Genomic DNA, 21,540 nt, shown 5'->3' with positions numbered 1-21,540 from the left:
TGAACGAAGAAGCCCGGGCAATGCCCGGGCTTTTCGTTTCACACCAGCAGGGGTCAGTTGAAGGTGTACTTCGCACCCACCGTGAAGTAACGGCCGATCGCGCCACTGAAGTGCAGCGGGTTGTAGTTCACCCCGCCGTAGGTGGTCGGGTCGAGCGGGGCGGTGCGGTCGAACACGTTCTGCACCGAGGCGTTCAGTTCGAACGCGTCGGTGATGTTGTAGCGACCGGACAGGTCGAACGTGGTGAACGAGGAGATCTTCTCCACCGGCGTGCCATCGGCATAGAACGCGAGGTAATCGCCACCGCGGCGGTCCTTGTTCTCCAGGCTGCTGATGTAGTTGACCACGCCGCTCACGCTCCACGCATCCTGCTTCCAGGTGGTGCCGAAGTTGATGCGGTCTTCGGGCGTGCCGATGCAGTTGGTCACGTCGCAGTTGCCGTGCGTGCCCACGTAATCGACCGTGTTGTCGCCTTCAGTGCGTTCGAACTTCAGCACGTGGCTCCACTGCAGGTCCATCTCCAGCTGGCCCGGGCCGACGTCGAAGGTCTGGCGGATATCGGTATCGATACCGCGCACCCGCGACGAGTTGGCGTTCACGTAGGCGGTATTCACCGCCAGGATGGTGCCGGTGCCGGGGATGCCGTTGATCAGGTCGGTGTCGCGCAGCACGCTGCCCGCTGCGATCGCGTCGGCAGTGCTGCCCTGCGCGATCTCATTGGTGCGCTTGATTTCCCATGCATCCACCGTCAATGACGTGGTCGAGGTCGGCTGCAGCACGATGCCGAACGAATAGCTCTTGGACTCTTCCGGTTTCAGGTCCGGGTTCGGGCTGGTGATGATGGCCACCGGGCGTGCACCGCAGTTGGTGGTCACATCCGCCGGCGGGCTGGCCGCGCAACGCACGGGATCACGTGCGGTGGAGAACGCCGCCAGGCCGCCGTCGCCGTTCTCGGCAGGATTCGGCGCGCGGAAGCCTTCCGCGTAGGTGGCACGCAGTGCCACCCAGTCCACCGGGGTCCACTTCACGCCGAACTTCGGGGTGGCCTTGCCTTCGCCGCTTTCATATTTGTCGTAACGCACGGCGCCCGACAACTCCAGCTGCTCCAGCACCGGCGCGGAAAGTTCCACGTAGCCGGCGTACACGTTCTGGGTGCCGTCATAGGCCGAGTAGCCCAGGCCGATGATGTCGCCCACGTCGGTATAGGTCTGCGGGGTCAGGCTGTTGCTGGTCTTGCGCCATTCGGTACCGATCGCCAGGCCGAGCGGGCCGCCCTTGAGGTCCATCAGGCTGCGCGAAACGGTGAAGTCGAACATGTCCAGGCTGGATTTGGCGTTGGCCTGGATCTGCGGCGAAATGTAGTCGTACAGCGCCTGCGAGTTCTGCCCGGCGTTGTCGCCGATGCGCCAGACCCCACCCGCGCAGGCCGGGTCGCCGAGCGCGCATTGCACGGCGCTGTAGCGCAGGAAGCCGTCACGCTTGTTGACCAGGTTGGTGCTCGAATGCAGGTAGGCCGTGTCGTAGCCCCACTCGCCCCAGTTGCCCTTGGTGCCGACCAGGAAGCGGGTGAACTCATTGGTGTTGGTGGTCACGCGCGGGCCGACGTCCCAGGCCGAATAGCGCAGGCGCGAGTCCTGGCCCGGGATCGGGTTGTCGGGATGGGTCGGCCCCAGCACGACCGCACCCGGGCCGCTGCTGGCGTTGACCGGGCCGCCGGGATAGCCCCAGCTGCCGGACACGCCGGACGGGGTGTTGCTGAAGACCGTTTCCTTCTTGGAGTACCCGATCTCGGTGTAGATCTCGCCGCCTTCGCCGTATGCAAAGCTGGCGCGGCCGAATACGTTGACGTATTCCTCCTTCGGGCTCAGGTCGCGGAACTGCTGGGCCGCATCGTACAGACAGCCGTCTTCGGCGATCGAGGCATCGGTCTGGCCCGGGATGTTGGTCACGGACTGGCAGCCCGGCAGCGGTACCAGGAAGGCCGGGTTGTCGGCATCCACGTTGCGGTCGTCGAACACTGAACCGTTCGGGCCGGCGCCGCCGCTGGTGGCGCCGTTAAGGAATGCGCCGCTGAGGAACTGCGCGTCGGAGGCGGCGATGCCCCAGCGGCGCAGGTCACCGGTACCGATCCACTTGCGATCCTTGCGGTCGCTGATCTTGATTGCATCGGTCTTGCCGACGTCCAGGCTGAAGAAGGCGTTCCAGCCGTCTTCGGCGAGGTCACCGGTACCGGCGGTCAGGGTGGCCTTCTTTGCGTCGCCATCGCTGTCGCCGGACAGACCGTACGAACCGCGCAGGATCACGCCATCGAAATCGCTGCGCAGGATGATGTTGACCACGCCGGCGATGGCGTCGGAGCCGTAGATCGCCGATGCGCCATCCTTGAGCACTTCCACACGCTCGACCGCGTCCAGCGGGATGGTGCTCAGGTCGGTGAAGACCTTCTGGCCGTCATCGGCCAGGCCGTAGGTGGCCATGCGGCGGCCGTTCAACAGCACCAGTGTGGAGCCGGCACCCAGGCCGCGCAGCGAGATGCCCGCGCCGCCGCCGGCAAAGCCGTTGCCGAAGGTCTTGGGAATGGAGCCGGCGCCGTCGGAGGTGAGCGTCTGCAGGTACTCGGCCACGGTGGTCTTGCCGCTGCGGTCGATGTCCTGGCGCGTCACTACCTGCACGGGCGAGGGGGTTTCAGTGTTGGTGCGGGGAATATTCGACCCGGTGACCGTGATGCGGTCCAGGTTGGTGGCCTGTTCCTGGGCCAGGGCCGAGGAGGAGGCGAAGGCGCCGGCCAGCAGCAGCACGCCGCCAGCAAGGGCCGAAGAAATGGAGTGGGCAAGCGGATTGCGACGGTTGCCGCTGTAGCGTTGTTGGATCGGGTGTTTCACAGCTTCTCTCCTGACTGGACAACCTGGGGTCTGGGCTGGGCGCCGTCAACGGATTGACGCGTCGGCGCCAATCTAGGTTTCCAACAGGTGACGTAAACGTGAAAAATTGCTTAATTCGCGCAATTGGTGATGGCCGTCAAAGAAGCGCGGGGTCCCGGGTTGGGGACCCCGCATTCCTGACGTTACTGCGGCAGCGAGAAGCTCACCGGGACCAGGCCCACGGCCGGCACGGCCTGCCCGTTGACCTGGGCCGGCACGAAGCGCCAGTTGCGCAGCACCTGCTGCCGCGCAGCATGGTCCAGCGCACGCGAACCACTGCTTCGTTCGATGGAGACGGAGGTCGGCTTGCCGTCGGCGTCGACCTGCACCCGGAGGGTGACCGTCCCCTGCTCCCCGGCCCGGATGGCGGCGATCGGGTAGCTCGGCGGCGGTGCGGTGCGGTACTGCAGCTGCGCGCCGTCACCGGAGGCGGCCGGCGCCGGCTCGACCGGCGCCAGGGTCGGCGTCTGTACGTCGCTGGCCGGCAGAGGCGGCACGGCCAGTACGTCGTCTGCGCTGGCGGTGGGCAGCGGCAGCGGGGCCACGCGCGGGGTGGCGGTCGGCGCACGGACCGGCACCGGTTCCTGTGGGGGGATCGGCAGCGGCGGCTCCGGTTGCGGCACCGGTGGGGTGATCAGGTTCACCACCGTCCGCTCGCGGGGCAGCGGGGCAGCCACGTAGGCGGCGGGAATCAGCAGCAGCATCAGGGCGAGCAGGTGCAGGGCCAGCGCGGTGCTCCAGCCAAGCACGCGCGGGACGTCGATTTGCAGCGGTACCACCGGGGGATGCGTACGGACCATGCGCCACTCTCCTTGCCAGATGTGCGTGCGGGAACATCAACGTGCAGGGGCCCGGGCCCCGCAATGACAGCAATACCGCAGCCCGGCGCGGGCCGGAAGGCAGGGGTGGCGTGGGTGTTTGGCTGCCGGTCAGGAACACAGCGGACCAACGGTCCGCTGCTACCGGGCGGGCTCACCGGCCCAGGTCGAATACCGGGCGGGCTTACCGGCCCAGGTCGAACACCGGGCGGGCTTACCGGCCCAGGTCGAACACCACGTCCAGGTTGACCGACACCGTTGATTCGCCCGGCGACACCGGAGTGGAAACATCGGCGGCCATCGGCGCGGCTGCGGCGCGCATCATCACCGGCCGGAAGTTGCCGCCGCCGCTTTCGGAGATGCTGACGATACGGCGCACGCGCAGGCCCAGCGACTTGGCGTACGTCTCGGCGCGGGCCTGGGCCTTCTTCAGTGCGGCCAGGCGGGCTTCGTCATAGACCGGTTCGGGCTGGTCGATCTCGAACTGCGGGCCGTTGATCTGGTTGGCGCCCTGTGCGGCCAGTGCGTCGAGTACCTTGCCCAGCTTGGCGATGTCGCGCACCTTCAGGCTGACGGTATTGCTGGCCTGGTAGCCGGTGATCTTCGGCGCTTCATTTTCCGCGTAGCGGTACTGCGGGCTGAGGTTGACCCCGCTGGTCTGCACGTCGCGCTCGGCGATGCCGGCGGCCTTGATCGCGGCCAGCACCTTGACCATCTGGTCGGCGTTCTGGCGCATGGCCGTGTTGCCGTCGGTGGCCTGGGTGACCACGCCGGCCGACAGCGTGGCCACGTCGGGCACGCGGCGGGCTTCGGCGTTGGCCGAGATGTTGAGCAGGGTGCTGTCGGCCGGGACGGCGATGGCAGGCGGGGTCTGGGCGTGGGCGGTCATCGAGGTTCCCAGGGCAAGGGACAGGGCAAGCAGCAGCGGGGACAGGGTCGGGCGGCGCATATGCATCTCCATGTGAAGGCGTTGAGGTTGGTGTCGGAGCGATGAACGTCTGGTGAGGTTTATCGGGGTTGATGACGATTCGGAGGCGTTGCTCGCGATTCAGACAGGGCCCGCAGGTTATGCTTCCGCGATGCTTTATCTCGCCTCTCGTTCGCCCCGACGAACCCAACTGCTGGCGCGCCTGGACCGACCGTTCCGCGCGCTGGACCTGGATGTGCCCGAAGTACGGGCCGCCGGGGAAACCGCCCAGGACTACGTGCAGCGCGTGGCCATCGACAAGGCCCGTGCCGGCTTGGCGCAGGTGGTCCACGACCCCGACGCGCTGGTGCTGGGCGCGGACACCGAAGTTGTGCTGGACGGTGAGGTGTTCGGCAAGCCGGTCGATGCCGCCGATGCCGCCGCCATGCTGCGTCGCTTGTCCGGCCGCACCCACCAGGTGATGACCGCCGCGGCGCTGGTCGCCGCCGGCGCCGAGCAGGCGGTGATGGTCGTGTCGGAGGTGAGTTTCATCGCGCTGGACGAGGCGGCCATTGCCGCCTACGTGGCCAGCGGCGAACCGATGGGCAAGGCCGGGGCCTACGCCATCCAGGGCGGGGCCGAGCGTTACATCCGCCACCTGGCGGGAAGCTATTCGGGTGTCATGGGCTTGCCCCTGCAACAGACCGAGCAGTTGCTGCAGGCATTTGAATCGAAGGGAGTCGCCGGTGTCTGAAGAAATCCTGGTCAACGTCACCCCACGCGAGACCCGCGTGGCCGTCATCGAAAACGGCATGCTGCAGGAACTGCACATCGAACGTGGCTGGCGCCGCGGGGTGGTGGGCAACATCTACAAGGGCAAGGTGCAGCGGGTGATGCCCGGCATGCAGGCGGCCTTCGTCGAGGTCGGGCTGGAGCGCGCCGCGTTCCTGCACGCCAACGACGTGGTACGGCCGGCCCCGGTGGCCAGCCCCGATACCGAGGGCACCACGCTGCCGCCACCGTCGTCGGTGCCGATCGTGGAGCTGCTGCGCGACGGCCAGGACATCGTGGTGCAGGTGGTCAAGGACCCGATCGGCACCAAGGGCGCGCGCCTGACCACCCAGATCAGCATTCCCTCGCGTTACATGGTGCTGCTGCCGCAATCCAAGGTGGTCGGAGTATCGGCGCGGATCGAGGACGAGGCCGAGCGTGCCCGGCTCAAGACGCTGGTCACCGAACTGTCGGCCCAGCACGGTGGTTACGGCTACATCGTGCGTACCAACGCCGAAGGCCAGCCGGCCGAGGCGATTGCCGAAGATATCGCCTACCTGTCACGGGTCTGGAACGTGGTCGAGCGCCGTGGCCGCGAGGCGGCCCCGTGCAGCGTGATCTATGAAGACCTGAGCCTGCCGCTGCGTTCGGTGCGCGACCTGATCCGCAAGGACGTGGACAAGGTGAAGGTGGACTCCAAGGAGACCTTCACCCAGCTGCAGGCCTTCGTGGCCAAGTACATGCCGGTGCTGGCCGAGAAGCTGGAGCTGTACAGCGGCGACCGCCCGATCTTCGACATGTTCGGGGTGGAGGATGAGATCGGCCGCGCGCTGGACAAGCAGGTGCCGCTCAAATCCGGCGGCTACCTGGTGATCGACCAGACCGAGGCGATGACCACCATCGACGTCAACACCGGCTCGTTCCTGGGCCAGCGCAACCTGGAGGAAACGGTGTTCCGCACCAACCTCGAGGCCGCGCAGTCGGTGGCGCGCCAGCTGCGCCTGCGCAACCTCGGCGGGATCATCATCATCGACTTCATCGACATGGATGACGCCGAGCACCGCCGCCAGGTGCTGCGCACGCTGGAGAAGGCGCTGGCGCGCGACCATGCCAAGACCACGGTGTATGAGTTCTCGCCGCTGGGGCTGGTGGAAATGACCCGCAAGCGCACCGTGGAAAGCCTGGAGCGCCAGCTGTCCGAGCCGTGCCCGGAATGCAGCGGGCGCGGGTCGATCAAGACCGCGGAAACGGTCACCTACGAAATCTTCCGTGAGATCACCCGGGCCGTGCGCCAGTTCGATGCCGCGCGCCTGCTGGTGATCGCCTCGTCCAAGGTCGTGGCGCGGATCACCGATGAGGAATCCTCGGCGGTGGCCGAACTGGAGGAATTCCTCGGCAAGTCGATCCGCTTCCAGGCCGACGAGCAGTACCTGCAGGAGCAGTTCGATGTCGTGCTGCTGTGACCTGAGCCGGCCCGCGCAGTGGTGCGCCGGCGCCTGCGGGACCCGATGAGCGCGCCGCTGCGCCTGCGCCTGCGAAGGATTCGCCGCCATGCTGTCTATGCCATGGCGATCGTACTGGTCTGTGTGGCGGTGCTGGTGGGCAGCCTCAGCCAGGTGCTGCCGCTGGCCGAACGGCACCCGGACAAGGTGGCCGGGTGGTTGAGTGCGCGTGCCGGCCAGCCGGTGCGTTTCGACCAGCTGCAGACACGCTGGACCCGGCGCGGCCCGGTGCTGGCGTTGAAGGGCCTGCGCATCGGTGGAGGCGAGGGACTGCGCATCGGCGAGGCTGAAGTGCAGGTCTCGATGTATTCGGGGCTGCTGCCCGGCCGTTCGCTGACCGAGCTGCGCCTGCGCGGCCTTGCGCTGGTGCTGCAGCGTGCGCCCGATGGCCGCTGGTCGGTGCAGGGGCTGCCGCAACCCAAGGCCGGCGGCGATCCGCTGGATACCCTGCGCCGGCTGGGCGAACTGCAGGTCATCGGCGGCCGGCTGCGGGTGGATGCGCCGTCGTTGAACGTACAGACCGAACTGCCGCGCATCGACCTGCGGCTGCGGGTGAACGGGCAGCGGCTGGCGGTGGGCGCGCGGGCGTGGGCCGATCTCAAGGGCGCCCCGCTGACGGCCGTGGTGGATTTCGACCGTGCCCACGGCAACGGGCAGGCCTGGCTGGCCGCCGACCCGGCCGACTTCCGTGCGTGGTCGTCGCTGCTGCAGTTCGGCGGCGTGGCCCTGCAGCAGGGTACCGGCACGTTGAATGCCTGGGTGGACCTGCGCGACCGCCGCCCGGTGATGATCACCACCGATGCCGACCTGGCCGGCGTCCAACTGCGGGGTGCGCGGCTGGCCGATGGCGGGCGTCCGCAACTGAAGCTCGATACCTTGCAGCTGCGCGCGCGCTGGCGTTGGGTGCAGGGCGGCTGGCGTGCCGATGCACCGCGCCTGCGGATCGGCCTGGAAGGACGCACCGAAACGCTGGATGGGCTGTTGGTGGCCGGCGGCCAGCACATGGCACTGGCCGGCGACAACATCGATGCCACCGCGCTGCTGCGCGGGCTGGCGTTGACCGATCGGATCGATGCCGGGCTGCGCCGTTGGCTGCACGACGCGGCGCCGAAGGTGCGCATGAGCCGCGTGCGGTTCGCCGGCGAGCGCGACGGGCCGCTGGGTTTTGAAGGCGAGCTGGAAGAGATCCAGTTCGCCGCCGCCGGCCACGCACCCGGCCTGGGTGGGGTGGGCGGCCACTTCGAGGGCGATGCCAACGGCTTCCGGCTCGACCTTCAGCCGACCCGGGTGATGCATTTCGACTGGCCCACCGGGTTCGGCGTGCGCCATGACGTGCGCCTGGCCGGCAGCATGGTGGGTTGGCGCGATGAAGGCGGCGGCTGGCGCATCGGCACCCCGGCGCTGCGCGTGCAGGGCACCGATTACGCCGCCGACGTGCGCGGCACGATGTGGTTCCAGGGCAATGGCACGCGCCCGTGGATGCAGCTGGCGGCCAAGCTCGATGACGTGCCGATGACCGCGGCCAAGCGCTTCTGGATCCATTCCAAGATGAGCAAAGCGGCCACCGACTGGCTGGATGCGGCGCTGGTGGGGGGCCATATCCGCGGGGGTATCGGCCTGGTGACCGGCGACCTGGAAGACTGGCCGTTCAAGGACCACAACGGTCGCTTCGAGGCGACCGGCCGCATCGACAACGGCAACATCCGCTTCCAGCGTGACTGGCCGACGATGGACAAGGTCGAAGGCGATATCGCCTTCATCGGCCCGGGGTTCGAGCTGCACGGCCGTGGCGACCTGGCCGGCGTGGCGGTGGATCACTTCGATGCGGGCATCGCCGATTTCGGCGCCTCCCAGCTGTACGTCAAGGCGGCCAGCCGCAGCGACGCCGGCGCGCTGCTGGCGATGCTCAAGCAGAGCCCGCTGCACAAGACCTATGCCGATTCGCTGGACAACCTGGCGGCCAAGGGCCCGGCGGCGGTGACCTTCGACCTGCTGCAGCCGCTGCACCACGCCGAGGGCGGCGGGCACCTGCAGGGCACGGTGGATCTGGACGGCGCCACGCTGTCGGACAAACGCTTCGACCTGACCTTCGAGGCGATGCGCGGCCAGGCCAGGTACAGCCAGGACGGGTTCGGAGCCGAGGCGCTGGCCGTGCGCCACCTGGGCCAGGACGGCCAGCTCAGCCTGCGCGCCGGCGGTTATGCGCGTGACCCGCAGCATGCGTTCGAAGCCGAGCTGGCCGCGCGGATGGATGCCGGCCAGCTGCTGGACCGTGCGCCCGAGCTGGGCTGGCTCAAGCCTTACATCGAGGGGACGTCGCGCTGGACGATCGGGGTGACGCTGCCCAAGCTGGCGCCGGGCGGCAAGACCGCGCCGCCGACCCTGCTCACCCTGCACTCGGACCTGGTCGGCACCCGGCTGGACCTGCCGGCACCGCTGGACAAGCCAGCCGAGGTGCCCCTGGCCACCGCCGTGAAGGCGCAGCTGCCGATGGGCGCCGGGCGCGTGGACGTCGCCTTCGGCGAACGCCTGGCCCTGGCCGCGCGCACCCACGACAACAAGACCGGCGTGCAGGTCACGCTGGGCAGCGCCACCGTTGACCGCGACCCGCCCGCCAGCGGGCTGGTGGTCAACGGCCGCAGCGGCTCGCTGGATGCCCTGGACTGGATCGCGCTGGCGCGTTCGCCAGGCGGGACGCCCGGTGCGGACCCGATGCCGCTGCGCCAGGTGGACGTGCAGGTCGGGCAGCTGCTGCTGGCTGGCGGCGTGTTCGCGCAGACGCGCCTGCAGCTGCGTCCGACTCCCACCGGCGTGGACGTGCGCCTGGACGGACCGTCGCTGTCGGGCGACCTGAGCGTGCCCAATGCCGATGGCGCGGCCATCGTCGGCAAGCTGGACCGGGTCCACTGGCAGTCGCTGCCCACCCCCGTGAAAGCCCCGCCCGATGGCGCGCCGATCATCCTGCCGGCCGACGCCAGCTTGCCGGCGCGGGTCCAAGCCAGCGCCAACGACACCAACCCGGCAAAGATTCCGCCGCTGTCGCTGGACATCAACGACCTGCAGTTCGGCAAGGCGCGGCTGGGCCAGGCGGTGCTGCGCACGCGTCCGTTCGGCAACGGGCTGAGCGTGGACCAGCTGCAGTTCCGCGCGCCCAAGCAGGCGATCGACATCCAGGGCCGCTGGCTGGGCATGGGTGAGGCGGCGCGTACCCAGTTCCAGGTCAAGGTCGACAGTGAGGACCTGGGCGGGCTGATGCAGAACCTGGACTACGGCGGCCAGCTGCGCGGCGGGCAGGGCCAGATCAGCCTGGATGCCGGCTGGCAGGGCGGTCCATCGGACTTCCAGCTGGGCGCATTGCAGGGCCAGATGCAGGTGCACGCACGCAACGGCCAGCTGCTGGAGCTCGAGCCGGGCGCCGGCCGCGTGCTGGGCCTGCTCAGCGTGACCCAGCTGCCGCGCCGGTTGATGTTCGATTTCCGCGATTTCTTCTCCAAGGGTTTCGCCTTCAACCAGGTGGAGGGCACGCTGGCGTTCGCCGACGGCATGGCCACCACCGACAAGGTGCTGATCGAAGGCCCGGCCGCCAACATCAGCATCCGCGGCCGCACCGACCTGCGCCGCCAGCAGTTCGACCAGACCATCGACGTCAATCCGCGCGCCGGCAACCTGCTTACCGTGGTCGGCGCCGTCGCCGGCGGTCCCGTCGGCGCGGCGGTGGGCGCGGCCGCCAATGCGGTGCTGTCCAAGCCGCTGGGCGAGATCGGTGCCAAGACCTACCGCGTGACCGGCCCCTGGGCCGAACCCAAGGTCGAAGTGATCGACCGCGACGACGCGCCGCCACGTTGATCCCGGCCGTTACCCCCACAATGTCCCGCGCACGGCTTGCGATATCGGCCCGCGCCCACAGATCAAGACCATGACCGACAACGCACTCACCCTTGCCCAAGACCGCCTGCTGCTGCCCGCCGGGCTGGATGCCGGTGGCCTGGAACGCACCTTTGGCACCCTGTTGGGGCCGGGTATCGATTTTGGCGATCTGTACTTCCAGCACGCCCGCCGCGAAAGCTGGAGCGTGGAAGACGGCATCGTGAAAGACGGCGCCCATTCCATCGAACAGGGCGTGGGCGTGCGCGCCATTGCCGGCGAGAAGACCGGGTTTGCCTATTCCGACGACATCCATGGCGATGCGCTGCTGGGCGCGGCGCGCTCGGCGCGCGCGATTTCCCGCGAGGGCGGGGCGCAGCCGGCGCGGTCGCTGGTGCGCGGCAATGCACGCGCGCTGTACCCCGCACTGGACCCGATCGATGGCATGGGCAACGAAGCCAAGGTGGAGGTGCTCAAGCGCCTGGACCGTTTCCTGCGTGCGGCCGACCCGCGCGTGCAGCAGGTGATGGTGAGCCTGTCCGGTGGCGTGGATACCATCCTGATCGCGCGCAGCGACGGCGTGCTGGCCGGCGACATCCGCCCGCTGGTGCGGCTGAACGTGCAGGTGATCGTGGAGCAGCACGGCCGCCGTGAATCGGGCTATTCCGGCGGTGGCGGGCGCTACAGCTACGAGGAACTGTTCGCTGACGGGCGCCCGGAGGCCTTCGCCCGCGAAGCGCTGCGCCAGGCGCTGGTCAACCTGGACGCCATTCCGGCCCCGGCCGGGGTGATGACCGTGGTGCTCGGCCCGGGCTGGCCCGGCGTGCTGCTGCACGAGGCGGTCGGCCATGGCCTGGAAGGTGATTTCAACCGCAAGGGCACCAGCGTGTACGCCGGCCGTATTGGCGAGCGCGTGGCCGCGCCGGGCGTGACCATCGTTGACGACGGCACCCTGGACGGTCGCCGCGGCTCGCTCAACATCGACGACGAGGGCCATCCGACCCAGTGCACCACGCTGATCGAGGACGGCATCCTGGTCGGCTACATGCAGGATTCGCTCAATGCACGCCTGATGGGCGTGGCCCCGACCGGCAACGGCCGCCGCGAATCGTTCGCGCACATGACCATGCCGCGCATGACCAACACCTACATGCGTGCCGGCCAGCATGACCCGGAAGAAATGATCCGTTCGGTCAAGCGTGGCCTGTACGCGGTGAACTTCGGTGGCGGCCAGGTCGACATCACCAGCGGCAAGTACGTGTTCTCGGCCACCGAGGCCTACCTGATCGAAGATGGCAAGGTCACCGCGCCGGTGAAGGGCGCGACCCTGATCGGCAACGGCCCGGAAACCATGCAGAAGGTGCGCATGATCGGCAACGACCTGGCCCTGGACGAGGGCGTGGGCGTGTGCGGCAAGGATGGCCAGAGCGTGCCGGTGGGCGTGGGCCAGCCGTCGCTGTTGATCGACGGCATCACCGTGGGCGGCACCCAGGCCTGATCGCCGGATGCGCCCGTCCTGCCAGCCCGGCTCAGTCTTGGGCGCTGTCGGCGTCGCCGATGTCGTCGTCGTCGGTGTCGGCCGCCGTCGCTTCCAGGCCCAGCGCGGCCGGCAGCAGCAGGTTGCGCAGCACCTGGTAGATTTCACGGAAGGCACGCGGCGGCTTGTTCTTGGCGCGCTCGGCCTGGGCATTGCGCACCAGCGTGCGCAGCTGCTGGCGGTCTGCCTGCGGGTACTCGGCCAGCAGCGCGCTCAGCGCGGTGTCGCCGTCCTTGAGCAGGCGCTCGCGCCAATCCTCGGCGCGGTGCAGCGCGGCCACTTCGCGGCGCGAGGTATCGCTGTTGGCGTCCAGCGCATCGCGGATCGCGTCCAGGGTGGCATCGTCCTCGCGGCGCATGTGCTTGGCCAGGAACGCCAGCTGGCGCTTGTGGGCGATATGGGCGGTGATCCGCTTGGCCTCGGCGATGTGCGGCAGCAGGTCTTCCGGCACCGGCACGCGGGCCAGCTGGGCCGGGGTCAGCGACACCAGCTTCTCGCCCAGGGCCAGCACGTCCAGCGCGTCGCGCCGGTTCTGGCTGCGGCTGATATCAAGGAATTCACCGGTTTCTTCGTCGCGTCCGCGCATCGTCTTCTTTCCACATCCAGAACTGTGCCCGGCGTTGCGCCAGGCACTCACCCGTACAGGATAAAGCATTGAACGTGATCTCCCCTGAAGCCCATGCCGCCGACGACAGCCTGCCGAGGCTGGAACAGCTGGCCGACATCTCCCAGCAGCTGCTGGCCCGGGCCCGGGCGCTGGGCGCCACCCAGGCCGAAGTCAGCTGCAGCGAGGAGCGCGGGCTGGATGTGAACGTGCGCCTGGGCGAGGTCGAAACGGTGGAATCCACCCGTGATCGTGGAATCGCGGTCACGGTCTACTTCGGCCAGCGCAAGGGCAGCGCCAGCACCGCCGACCTGCAGCCGGCCAGCCTGGAATCGACGGTGGCCCAGGCCTGCGCGATCGCCCGGCATACCGAGGACGACGAGGCCGCCGGCCTGGCCGACCCGGAACTGATGGCGCGCGAGTTCCCCGACCTGGACAGCTGGCACCCGTGGGCGCTGCAGGCCGACCAGGCGGTGGATCTGGCGCTGGCCTGCGAAGCGGCCGGGCGCGAGGCCGACCCGCGGATCAGCAACTCCGACGGCGCATCGGCGTCCACCGCCACCAGCCTGTCGGTCTATGCGAACTCGCACGGGTTCATCGGCCGTGACCGCAGCAGCCATCATTCGGTGGGCTGTGCGCTGATCGCAGGGCAGGGTGACGGCATGCAGCGCGACGGCTGGTACAGCAGCGCACTGGCCCGCGAAGACCTGGAAGATGCGGCGTCGATCGGTCGCCGCGCCGCCGAGCGCACCCTGGCCCGCCTCAACCCGCGTTCGATGGCCACCGCGCAGATGCCGGTGCTGTATTCGCCGGAAGTCGCGCGCTCGCTGATCGGCCACCTGCTGGGTGCGGTGTCCGGCGGGGCGCTGTACCGCCGTGCCAGCTTCCTGCTCGACAGCGTGGGCACGCAGCTGTTCCCGGACTGGTTCGCGATCGAGGAGCGGCCGCTGCTGCGCCGTGGCCTGCGTTCGACCGCGTTCGATGGCGATGGCGTGGCCACCCGCGACTCGTCGCTGATCGAAGGCGGGGTGCTGCAGCGCTATGTGCTGGGCAGCTATTCGGCACGCAAACTGGGCCTGGTGACCACGGGCAACGCCGGCGGCGTGCACAACCTGCGGGTGCAATCCAACGCGGGCGATCTGGCCTCGCTGGCACGTCAGATGGGCAACGGCCTGCTGGTGACCGAGCTGATGGGGCAGGGCGTCAACGGCGTCACCGGCGACTACTCGCGCGGTGCCGGTGGCTTCCGGGTGGAGAATGGCGAAATCCAGTACCCGGTCGACGGGATCACCATCGCGGGCAACCTCAAGGAGATGTTCGCGGCGATCGAGGCGGTGGGCAGCGACATCGACCGCCGCTCGCACGTACACGTCGGCTCGATCCTGGTCGGGCGGATGACCGTTGCCGGTAACGATTGACGGCATCGATTGACGTATCCTGTGCCCGCTGCCTCGGCAGGCGGGGAGCCTGCCACGCACCACCCATAACACTGGACAAGGAGTTTCACGTGAGCGAATTCGACAACATCACCGCCCCGCCGCCGCCGCCGACCAGCGCCGGCCCGGTTCCCAGCGACCAGCGCACCATGGCGCTTGCCGCGCACCTGCTGGGCATCTTCACCTGGTTCATCGGCCCGTTGATCATCTGGCTGATCAGCAAGGACGACGCCAGCAAGGGTTTCGTCACCGACCAGGCCAAGGAAGCGCTGAACTTCCAGATCACCATCACCCTGGCAATGATCATCTGCTTCATCCTGATGATCGTGATCATCGGCGGCCTGCTGGCGCCGCTGGTGGGCATCCTCAACCTCGTGTTCTGCATCATTGCGGCGGTGAAGGCGAACAACGGCGAGGCTTACCGTTATCCGTTCACCCTGCGCCTGATCAAATAATTCCTGTTTTCCGGGAATGCAGAAACGCCCGGCATTGCCGGGCGTTTTTTGTTTAGAGCAAGAGCGAAAGCAAAAGCCATCGCCTGCGAACATATCAGGGCTGGGCAGGCGGGTGTGGGTTTGCGGGACACGCTGCAAGTACATCCATGTAAGCTCGTTCGCGCCATCCATGGCGCTCTACGGTCCCGCAAACCCACCCCCGCCTGCCCCCGACAGTGGATCGGTTGTTCAGGCAAAAGCGGTTCAATTGCATTTGATCGCCTGTGCGCACCAACCAACCGTCAGAGGGCCGGCGGGGGTGGGTTTGCGGGGGCTTTGCGAAACATGGATGTTTCGCAAGAGCCTCCACGGATGGATTCACGGCGCCCCCCGCAAACCCACACCCGCCGGCCCTGCGCAGAGACGTCCGCAGACCAAGGCTTTGGACGTTAGTGGTTGCGCTCGACCGCCAACCGCCCCAGCGCACGCAACGCATCAGCGCGTTCGTCATACCCGGCAAGGCTGTCGTGCATGCGCTCGCTCAGCGCCGCAAGTTCGGCTTTGGCACCGTCCATTCCCAACAACGCCGGGAACGTGGATTTGGCCTGCGCCTGGTCCTTGCCCGCCGTCTTGCCGAGCTGTTCGGAACTGGCTTCCACGTCCAGGATGTCATCGCGGACCTGGAAGGCCAGGCCGAGGGCGTTGGCGAAATCATCCAGCTGCAGCAGGTCCGCGTGCGGCGCATCGCCGCACAGCGCGCCCATGCGGACCGCCGCGCGGATCAGCGCGCCGGTCTTCAATGCATGCATGTGCTGCAGATCGGCCAGCGGCTGCGCGTGGCCCGTTGCATCGATATCCAGCGCCTGGCCGCCGCACATGCCGGCTGCACCCGAGGCGTGGGTCAACGCCTGCAGGCAGTGCACCCGCAGCAGTGCCGGCAACGCCGCATCGGCCAGCAGCCCGAACGCGCGCGTCTGCAGCGCATCGCCGGCCAGGATCGCCGTGGCCTCGTCGAAGGCGATGTGCGTGGTCGGGCGACCGCGACGCAGGGCGTCGTCGTCCATTGCCGGCAGATCGTCGTGCACCAGCGAATAGGCGTGGATCAGCTCCACCGCCATCGCCGGTGCGTCCAGCGCATGTTCGTCGGCACCGAAGATCTGCCCGCTGGCGTACACCAGCAGTGGGCGCATGCGTTTGCCGCCACCGAGCACTGCATAGCGCATCGCCTGGTGCAGGCGCTTGGGCGCCTGTTCCGGTGGGGGCAGGCTGGCGTCGAGCTGGCTTTCAATGCGGTCGCGCCAACGCGCGAACGTGGACTCAACCGTCATGGCTGGGCGGGTCGAACGGCTCGGCGGTTTCCGGGCGGGCCGGGTCGCTGAGCAGCCGCACGCGCAGTTCTGCCTGCTCCAGCGCTTGCTGGCACTGGCGGTACAGGCCCACGCCACGCTCGTAGGCGCTCAGCGACTGCTCCAGGCTCATGTCGCCGGTTTCCATCTTCTCCACCAGCTGCTCCAGTTCTTCCAGCGAATGCTCGAAGTGGGCGACCGGGGAGGCGTCAGTGGGGGATTTCTTGGCCATGCGACAAGTGTGAGGCGCCAGCCCCAAGGGGTCAATTCACGCCGCGCCCGGCGTCCAGCGCAGTCGGGCGTGCTGTTCATCCAGCCACTGCTGCAACGGTGCCGCGATCACCTGGTCGCCGGCCGCAACCAGCACCTGGTCTGCATACAGCAGCGGCACCTGGCGGCGCTGCCACGGAGGCAATCCGCTCTGTTGCAGCAGATCTTTCAGCGCGTGCGAATGACTGCGCCCGCGCAGCTGGATGCGCTCGCCGCCCCGGCGTGCGCTGACCTGCACCGGTTCACCCAACCGCTGGGCGCCGATCAGTGCCAGTTCGCCACCATCGGGGAGTGCCAGTGGGCTGGCGCCATCCCAGTGCACGCTCCAGTCCAGCGGCAGTGCCAAGGCCATCGGCAGCAGGTACAGGTGGCCGCGCCAGCGGCGGATGCGCACGCCCTGCCAGGCGAACTGCGCATCGGCATCCTGGGCAGCGGGCAGCAGTTCGCGTTCGATGGCCTGGACGCCCGCGGCCGGCAACGGCGGTTGTCCCGCGCTGCGCACCCACTGCCGCAGCAGCCGCGCGCGGCGTTCGCGCGGCTGCCGTTGCAGCTTGGCGCAATCGAGCACGCCGGGCGACACCGTGCAGCGCCGCAACGCGTCGTGGTCGGAGGCATCGAGCAGGCGCTGCGCCTGCGCGCTCAATTCGGCGCTGCGTGCGAACGCCGCATCGGCCTGCGGCCAGCGCTGCTGCAGCAGCGGCAGCACGTGCAGGCGGAGGAAGTTGCGGTCGGCCACGTCGCTGGCATTGCTGGGGTCTTCGATCCACTCCAGCCCGTGCGTCGCGGCATGCGCCCGCAGGTCGCTGCGCGGGATCTGCAGCAGCGGGCGCCAGATCGATCCGGCGCCGAACGGCGCATGCGCCCGGATCGCCGCCAGGCCATCCACCCCGGAGCCGCGCAGGGCCCGCAGCAGGAACGTTTCGGCCTGGTCATCGCGGTGGTGCGCCAGTGCGAGGTGTTCGCCTTCGCGCAGGACGCGGGCGAACGCTTCGCGGCGCACGTGCCGTGCCGCGGCTTCCAGGCCCGCACCGCTGTCGCGCGGCACCGCCACGCGGATCACCTGCAGGGGAATCGACCAGGCCGTGCAGATCGCCTCGCAGTGCGCCGCCCAACGATCTGCATCGGCCTGCAGGCCGTGGTGCACGTGCACCGCATGCAGGCCGGCGGCCCGCTGCGCGGGTGACTGGGCCAGCCAGTGCAGCAGCACCGTCGAATCCAGTCCGCCACTGAAACCCACCAATACGGGTGCGGGCAGGTCGGGGGCAGGGGGCAGCGCAGTAGGCATCGAATGGGACATGTCAGGCAGAGGGCCAGTATCGGCCTTGGCAGCACGCGCCGCCATCACGCAGGCTCATCGGCCGGTGGGATCGGCCACGCGGCGACCCTGGCGGTCGATGTGGAACCACTCGCCGCCTTCCATCGGGGTGTGGCCATCGCCATCGGGCGTGCCGCGCCGGCAGCCGTTGCATACCTGGGCAATGCCATCGGAAAACGGCCAGCCGAAATCGTAGGTGCCCGGTACCGCCTGCGCCAGCGCGGCATCGAAGTAGGCGATGCGCTCGCCCACCCGGCCGCGCAGCAGGCCTTCCTCGACGTAATCCGGGCCGTTGTCCCAGGTGATCACCGCTTGGGTGCGCCCTTGGCGGCTGACGTAGTGGAAGCTGTCCCCGGCGTACACCGCAGCCAGTCCCAGGTTGTCGTAATCGAGCCTGGCACGTGCCGCCGCGTCGAGCGACAGCCGGCCCTGCTCCAGGTGGCAGCCGGCCAGCGGCTGCAACCCGTCTTCCTCGGTCAGCCGCTGGCAGGCCGGCGGCGCGGCGAGGTTCACCGCCGGGGCCAGCAATGCCAGCAGCACGCCGGCCCGGCGCATCAGTTGCCCGCGTCCTTGCGCTCGAACGCGGTCGGCGTCGGCAGTTCCACCGGCACGCCCTTGGCGTCGCAGGTGCCGGCATCGCACAGGCGCTGGCGCAGGCGCGGGGTGGCCTGGACGATCATGTGGTAGATCGCGTTCTGTTCCATGGTGCCGCGCACCGCCTTGCTGCCGGGACCACGGGCCCAGATGCCGACATCTTCGCCGCCGTGGCTTTCGCTTTTCATCGGCACCAGCGCTTCCTGCATGTAATCAGGGTGCTCGGTATCCACGTGGGTCAGGTCCGGGCGGCCCTTGGCCGGGTCGAAGCTGCTCGGGTTGTGCGGGTAGGCCTTGGGGCCTGCCGGCTGCTGGTTGGTGGCGCCGGTGAAGCCGGGGCCATTGGCGTAGCTGAGGGTGGTGTAGGGCAGGCCGAGGCCGTCGCGGGCCAGGTCGAGCGCGCCGGCGCCGTCTTCGCCGCCCTTGTCCTTGACCTTGCCGAGGATCGGGTTGCCACGCGCCGGGTAGCCCACGAAGTTGAGCGTGTGCGAGTGGTCGGCGGTGACGATGATCAGCGTGTCCTGGTCAGAGGTGGCCTCCACCGCCGCACGCACCGCGTCGGACAGCGCCACCGTATCGCTGAGCGCACGGTAAGCGTTGCCGCTGTGGTTGGCGTGGTCGATGCGCGCGCCTTCCACCATCAGCACGTAGCCTTCCTGGTGGCGCGACAGGTTGGCGATGGCCGCCTGGGTCAGTTCGGCCAGGCTGGGCTCGCCGGACGGATCGTCCTTGCGCTCGATCTCATAGCGCATGTGGTCCGGCTCGAACAGGCCCAGGATCGCCGGGGCGTTGGCGGCGGCCTGCAGCTGCTGCGCGTTCCAGACATAGGCGCCCTGCGGGTGCGCCTGCTTCCATTCGCCGACGAGGCTGCGCCCGTCCAGGCGCAGGCCCACCTTGTCGTCGTACTCCGGGTCGGTTTCTTCCACGTTGGTGAACTGGGCGCGACCGCCGCCCAGTGCCACCAGCGGACCTCGCCCGTAACGCGAGGTGTCCAGCAGCTGCTGGGCGATGTCCTTGCAGCCGGCCGCCTTGGCCGCCTCCGGCAGGTCCGCGTCGCTTTCCCAGTTGCGCTCGGGCGAATGGGCGTAGGTCGCGGCCGGGGTGGCGTGGGTGAGGCGCGCGGTGGTCACCACGCCGGTGGCCATGCCGGCGCTGTCGGCCAGCTGCAGCCAGGTCAGCAGGCCCTTGCCCAGGCTGTCGGCGCAGTCGCTGCGGCTGCCGGCGCTGACCCCGATGGCGCCCATGTGGGTCTTCACGCCGGTGGTGATGGCGGTCATGGTGCCGGCCGAATCCGGGGTCTGCGAATCGGTGTTGTAGGTCTTGCTGAACGCGGTGGCCGGGAAGCGCTCCCAGGAGAGCAGGTTCTCTTCGCCCGGGTTGCCGTTGCGCTGGCCCTCGAAGATGCGTGCGGCAGCCACGGTGGTCAGGCTCATGCCATCGCCCAGGAACAGGATCACGTTCTTCGCGCGGCCGTCCATGGCGCCACTGCCGGCGGCACGGGCGGCACCGCTGCGGTACCACCACTGCGGGGTTTCACCGGCCGGGTGGGCCACTGCCGGTACATCGACCTGAACGGCGCCGGCGTTGGCGCGGGAAGCGGGGGCGGAGGCGGCGCAGGCGCCAAGCAGCAGGGTGGTGGCGAGGGCCGCCACAAGAGGCGTGAAACGGGACATGGACGCGCGTATCTCAATGGTGAAACGGGCGTTCATTATGCAGAACGCCGCAAGGCACGCCGATGACACGCTGATTTGTTTCTGTGCGCCTCGTCCGCAGGGGCGCGTTGGGCTAAGGTGAGGGGCTGTCACCCACTCCCTGGAATGCTCATGACGCTGGTGTCTGCCTGGCTGCGGATCCCGTTCTGGCAGCGCGTACTTGGCGGCTTCGTGCTCGGCGCGCTGGCCGGCTGGCTGCTTGGCCCCGCCGCCGAAACCTGGTTCGGCCCGCTGGGCGACCTGTACGTCACGCTGATCAAGATGATCGCGGTGCCGCTGGTGTTCTTCGCGGTGATCAACGCCATTTCCTCCCTGCACGGGCAGAAATCGGTGGCGGCGCTGGGCGGGCGCACCTTCCTGTGGTTCATCATCACCGCCGCGCTGGCAGTGGGCATCGGCCTTGCCGTGGGCACCCTGATGCAGCCGGGTACCGGCAACCTCAGCCTGAGCATGGACCACGGCTACACGCCGCGCGAAGTGCCCAGCGTGGTCAAGGTGGTCATGGACGTGGTGCCATCCAACGTGTTCTACGCGCTCACCGGCATCGGCACCAAGGTCAACGCGGCCGGCGAGACGGTGCTGGCGGCGGGGCGCGGTTCGATCCTGCCGGTGATCTTCTTCGCCGGCCTGCTCGGTTTTGCCATGGTCAAGCTGGGCGACAAGGTCGCCGAGGCGCGCAAGCTGACCGGGCAGATGAGCGACATCATGATCCAGGTCACCCGCTTCGTGCTGGAGATGACCCCGCTGGGCACCTTCGGCCTGATCGCCGGGCTGGTGGGCAGCTACGGCTTCGAAAAACTGTTGCCGCTGGGCAGCTTCGTGCTGGCGCTGTACGTGGCCTGCGCGCTGCATATCGTGCTGGTGTACGGCAGCCTGCTGCTGGTGCACGGCCTGAACCCGCTCAAGTTCTTCCGCGGCGCCGCGCCGGGCATGCAGGTGGCGTTCGTCAGCTCGTCCAGCTTCGCGGCGATGCCGGCGGCAATGCGTTCGATCACCCACAACCTTGGCGTGAACAAGGACTACGCGTCCTTCGCCGTGCCACTGGGCGCCAGCATCAAGATGGACGGTTGCGGCGCGATCTACCCGACGCTGTGCGCGGTGTTCATCGCGCAGTACACCGGCGTGCCGCTCACCCCCGAGCAGTATGTGGTGGTGCTGATCGCTTCGGTGCTGGGCAGCTTCGGTACTGCCGGCGTACCCGGTACGGCGGTGGTGATGGCCACGGTGGTGCTGAGCGCAGCCAACCTGCCGCTGGAGACCATCGGCTACCTGTACGCGATCGACCGGATCCTCGACATGATGCGCACCATGACCAATGTCACCGGCCAGATGCTGGTGCCGGTGCTGGTGGCCAAGGAAACCGGGCTGCTCGACCGCGAGGTCTACGACAACCCGTCCACCAACCTGGGCGTGGACGAGGGCGAAGAGCGCACCTCTTAGCACGATCGGTCAGGTCGTCATGCAGCGGGCCGGCGATTGCCGGCCCGTCTGCGTTTGATGACTGCGCAC

General features: G+C 68.6%; 16 protein-coding genes. 7 read left to right on the top strand and 9 right to left on the bottom strand.

All coding sequences use genetic code 11. The features are described 5' to 3' along the window. Positions 1-53: 53 nt before the first annotated feature. The 3 genes from SOM39_RS02980 to SOM39_RS02970 all read right to left on the bottom strand — a co-directional run bounded on the left by SOM39_RS02980 (position 54) and on the right by SOM39_RS02970 (position 4,688). Positions 54-2,882, bottom strand: coding sequence for a TonB-dependent receptor (locus SOM39_RS02980; RefSeq protein ID WP_320457425.1), 2,829 nt, complete (start codon positions 2,880-2,882; stop codon positions 54-56). Between the two features lie 182 nt (positions 2,883-3,064). Further along, positions 3,065-3,721, bottom strand: coding sequence for an energy transducer TonB (locus SOM39_RS02975; protein WP_320457424.1), 657 nt, complete (start codon positions 3,719-3,721; stop codon positions 3,065-3,067). Between the two features lie 232 nt (positions 3,722-3,953). Then, positions 3,954-4,688: an SIMPL domain-containing protein gene (locus SOM39_RS02970; protein ID WP_320457423.1), complete on the bottom strand. Its 735-nt coding sequence runs from the start codon at positions 4,686-4,688 to the stop codon at positions 3,954-3,956. A gap of 130 nt (positions 4,689-4,818) precedes the next feature. On the opposite strand from SOM39_RS02970, the gene SOM39_RS02965 reads away from it, so the two are divergent. The 4 genes from SOM39_RS02965 (at position 4,819) to tldD (ending at position 12,281) form a co-directional block, all read left to right on the top strand. Continuing rightward, positions 4,819-5,400 carry a Maf-like protein gene (locus tag SOM39_RS02965; protein WP_320457422.1) on the top strand — a complete coding sequence of 194 codons (582 nt, stop codon included), beginning with the start codon at positions 4,819-4,821 and terminating at the stop codon, positions 5,398-5,400. Further along, complete coding sequence (gene rng, locus SOM39_RS02960) at positions 5,393-6,880, top strand: ribonuclease G (protein ID WP_068853541.1); 1,488 nt, start codon at positions 5,393-5,395, stop codon at positions 6,878-6,880. The genes SOM39_RS02965 and rng overlap by 8 nt, the downstream gene beginning before the upstream one ends. A gap of 45 nt (positions 6,881-6,925) precedes the next feature. Beyond that, complete coding sequence (locus SOM39_RS02955; protein WP_320457421.1) at positions 6,926-10,765, top strand: YhdP family protein; 3,840 nt, start codon at positions 6,926-6,928, stop codon at positions 10,763-10,765. A gap of 70 nt (positions 10,766-10,835) precedes the next feature. Further along, positions 10,836-12,281 carry a metalloprotease TldD gene (gene tldD, locus SOM39_RS02950; protein WP_184126485.1) on the top strand — a complete coding sequence of 482 codons (1,446 nt, stop codon included), beginning with the start codon at positions 10,836-10,838 and terminating at the stop codon, positions 12,279-12,281. A gap of 31 nt (positions 12,282-12,312) precedes the next feature. Here tldD and yjgA read toward each other — a convergent pair whose 3' ends face one another. Beyond that, a complete protein-coding gene (gene yjgA / locus SOM39_RS02945; protein WP_320457420.1) occupies positions 12,313-12,906 on the bottom strand; it encodes a ribosome biogenesis factor YjgA in 594 nt (197 codons plus the stop codon). A gap of 68 nt (positions 12,907-12,974) precedes the next feature. Here yjgA and pmbA point away from each other — a divergent pair, with 68 nt between their 5' ends. Continuing rightward, entirely contained in the window at positions 12,975-14,342 is a 1,368-nt protein-coding gene (gene pmbA / locus SOM39_RS02940; protein ID WP_320457419.1) for a metalloprotease PmbA, read from the top strand. An 89-nt stretch (positions 14,343-14,431) separates the two neighbouring features. Next, positions 14,432-14,815: a DUF4870 domain-containing protein gene (locus tag SOM39_RS02935; protein ID WP_307106630.1), complete on the top strand. Its 384-nt coding sequence runs from the start codon at positions 14,432-14,434 to the stop codon at positions 14,813-14,815. Between the two features lie 428 nt (positions 14,816-15,243). Here the strand turns inward: SOM39_RS02935 and SOM39_RS02930 are convergent, their stop codons facing one another. The 5 genes from SOM39_RS02930 to SOM39_RS02910 all read right to left on the bottom strand — a co-directional run bounded on the left by SOM39_RS02930 (position 15,244) and on the right by SOM39_RS02910 (position 19,992). After that, a complete protein-coding gene (locus SOM39_RS02930) occupies positions 15,244-16,122 on the bottom strand; it encodes a polyprenyl synthetase family protein (protein WP_210130782.1) in 879 nt (292 codons plus the stop codon). After that, the gene (locus SOM39_RS02925; RefSeq protein WP_068853531.1) at positions 16,112-16,372 is read right to left on the bottom strand and encodes an exodeoxyribonuclease VII small subunit; all 261 of its coding nucleotides are present in this window, start codon (positions 16,370-16,372) and stop codon (positions 16,112-16,114) included. The genes SOM39_RS02930 and SOM39_RS02925 overlap by 11 nt, the downstream gene beginning before the upstream one ends. Positions 16,373-16,408: 36 nt before the next feature. Next, the gene (tilS, locus tag SOM39_RS02920; protein ID WP_320457418.1) at positions 16,409-17,695 is read right to left on the bottom strand and encodes a tRNA lysidine(34) synthetase TilS; all 1,287 of its coding nucleotides are present in this window, start codon (positions 17,693-17,695) and stop codon (positions 16,409-16,411) included. Between the two features lie 66 nt (positions 17,696-17,761). Further along, on the bottom strand, positions 17,762-18,280 hold the full coding sequence (locus SOM39_RS02915) for a WG repeat-containing protein (protein ID WP_249832874.1): 519 nt from the start codon (positions 18,278-18,280) through the stop codon (positions 17,762-17,764). Next, positions 18,280-19,992 (bottom strand): alkaline phosphatase, encoded by a 1,713-nt coding sequence (locus SOM39_RS02910; protein WP_320457417.1) that lies wholly within the window; start codon positions 19,990-19,992, stop codon positions 18,280-18,282. Before SOM39_RS02910 ends, SOM39_RS02915 begins: the two co-directional genes overlap by 1 nt. 150 nt (positions 19,993-20,142) lie before the next feature. On the opposite strand from SOM39_RS02910, the gene SOM39_RS02905 reads away from it, so the two are divergent. Continuing rightward, the gene (locus tag SOM39_RS02905) at positions 20,143-21,471 is read left to right on the top strand and encodes a dicarboxylate/amino acid:cation symporter (protein WP_320457416.1); all 1,329 of its coding nucleotides are present in this window, start codon (positions 20,143-20,145) and stop codon (positions 21,469-21,471) included. Positions 21,472-21,540 lie beyond the last annotated feature (69 nt).

Source organism: Stenotrophomonas sp. CFBP8994, assembly GCF_034044835.1.
Classification (GTDB): Bacteria; Pseudomonadota; Gammaproteobacteria; order Xanthomonadales; family Xanthomonadaceae; genus Stenotrophomonas; species Stenotrophomonas rhizophila_A.
Note: the sequence above shows the minus strand (reverse complement) of the source record. Positions and strands in the feature narration are given on the sequence as shown.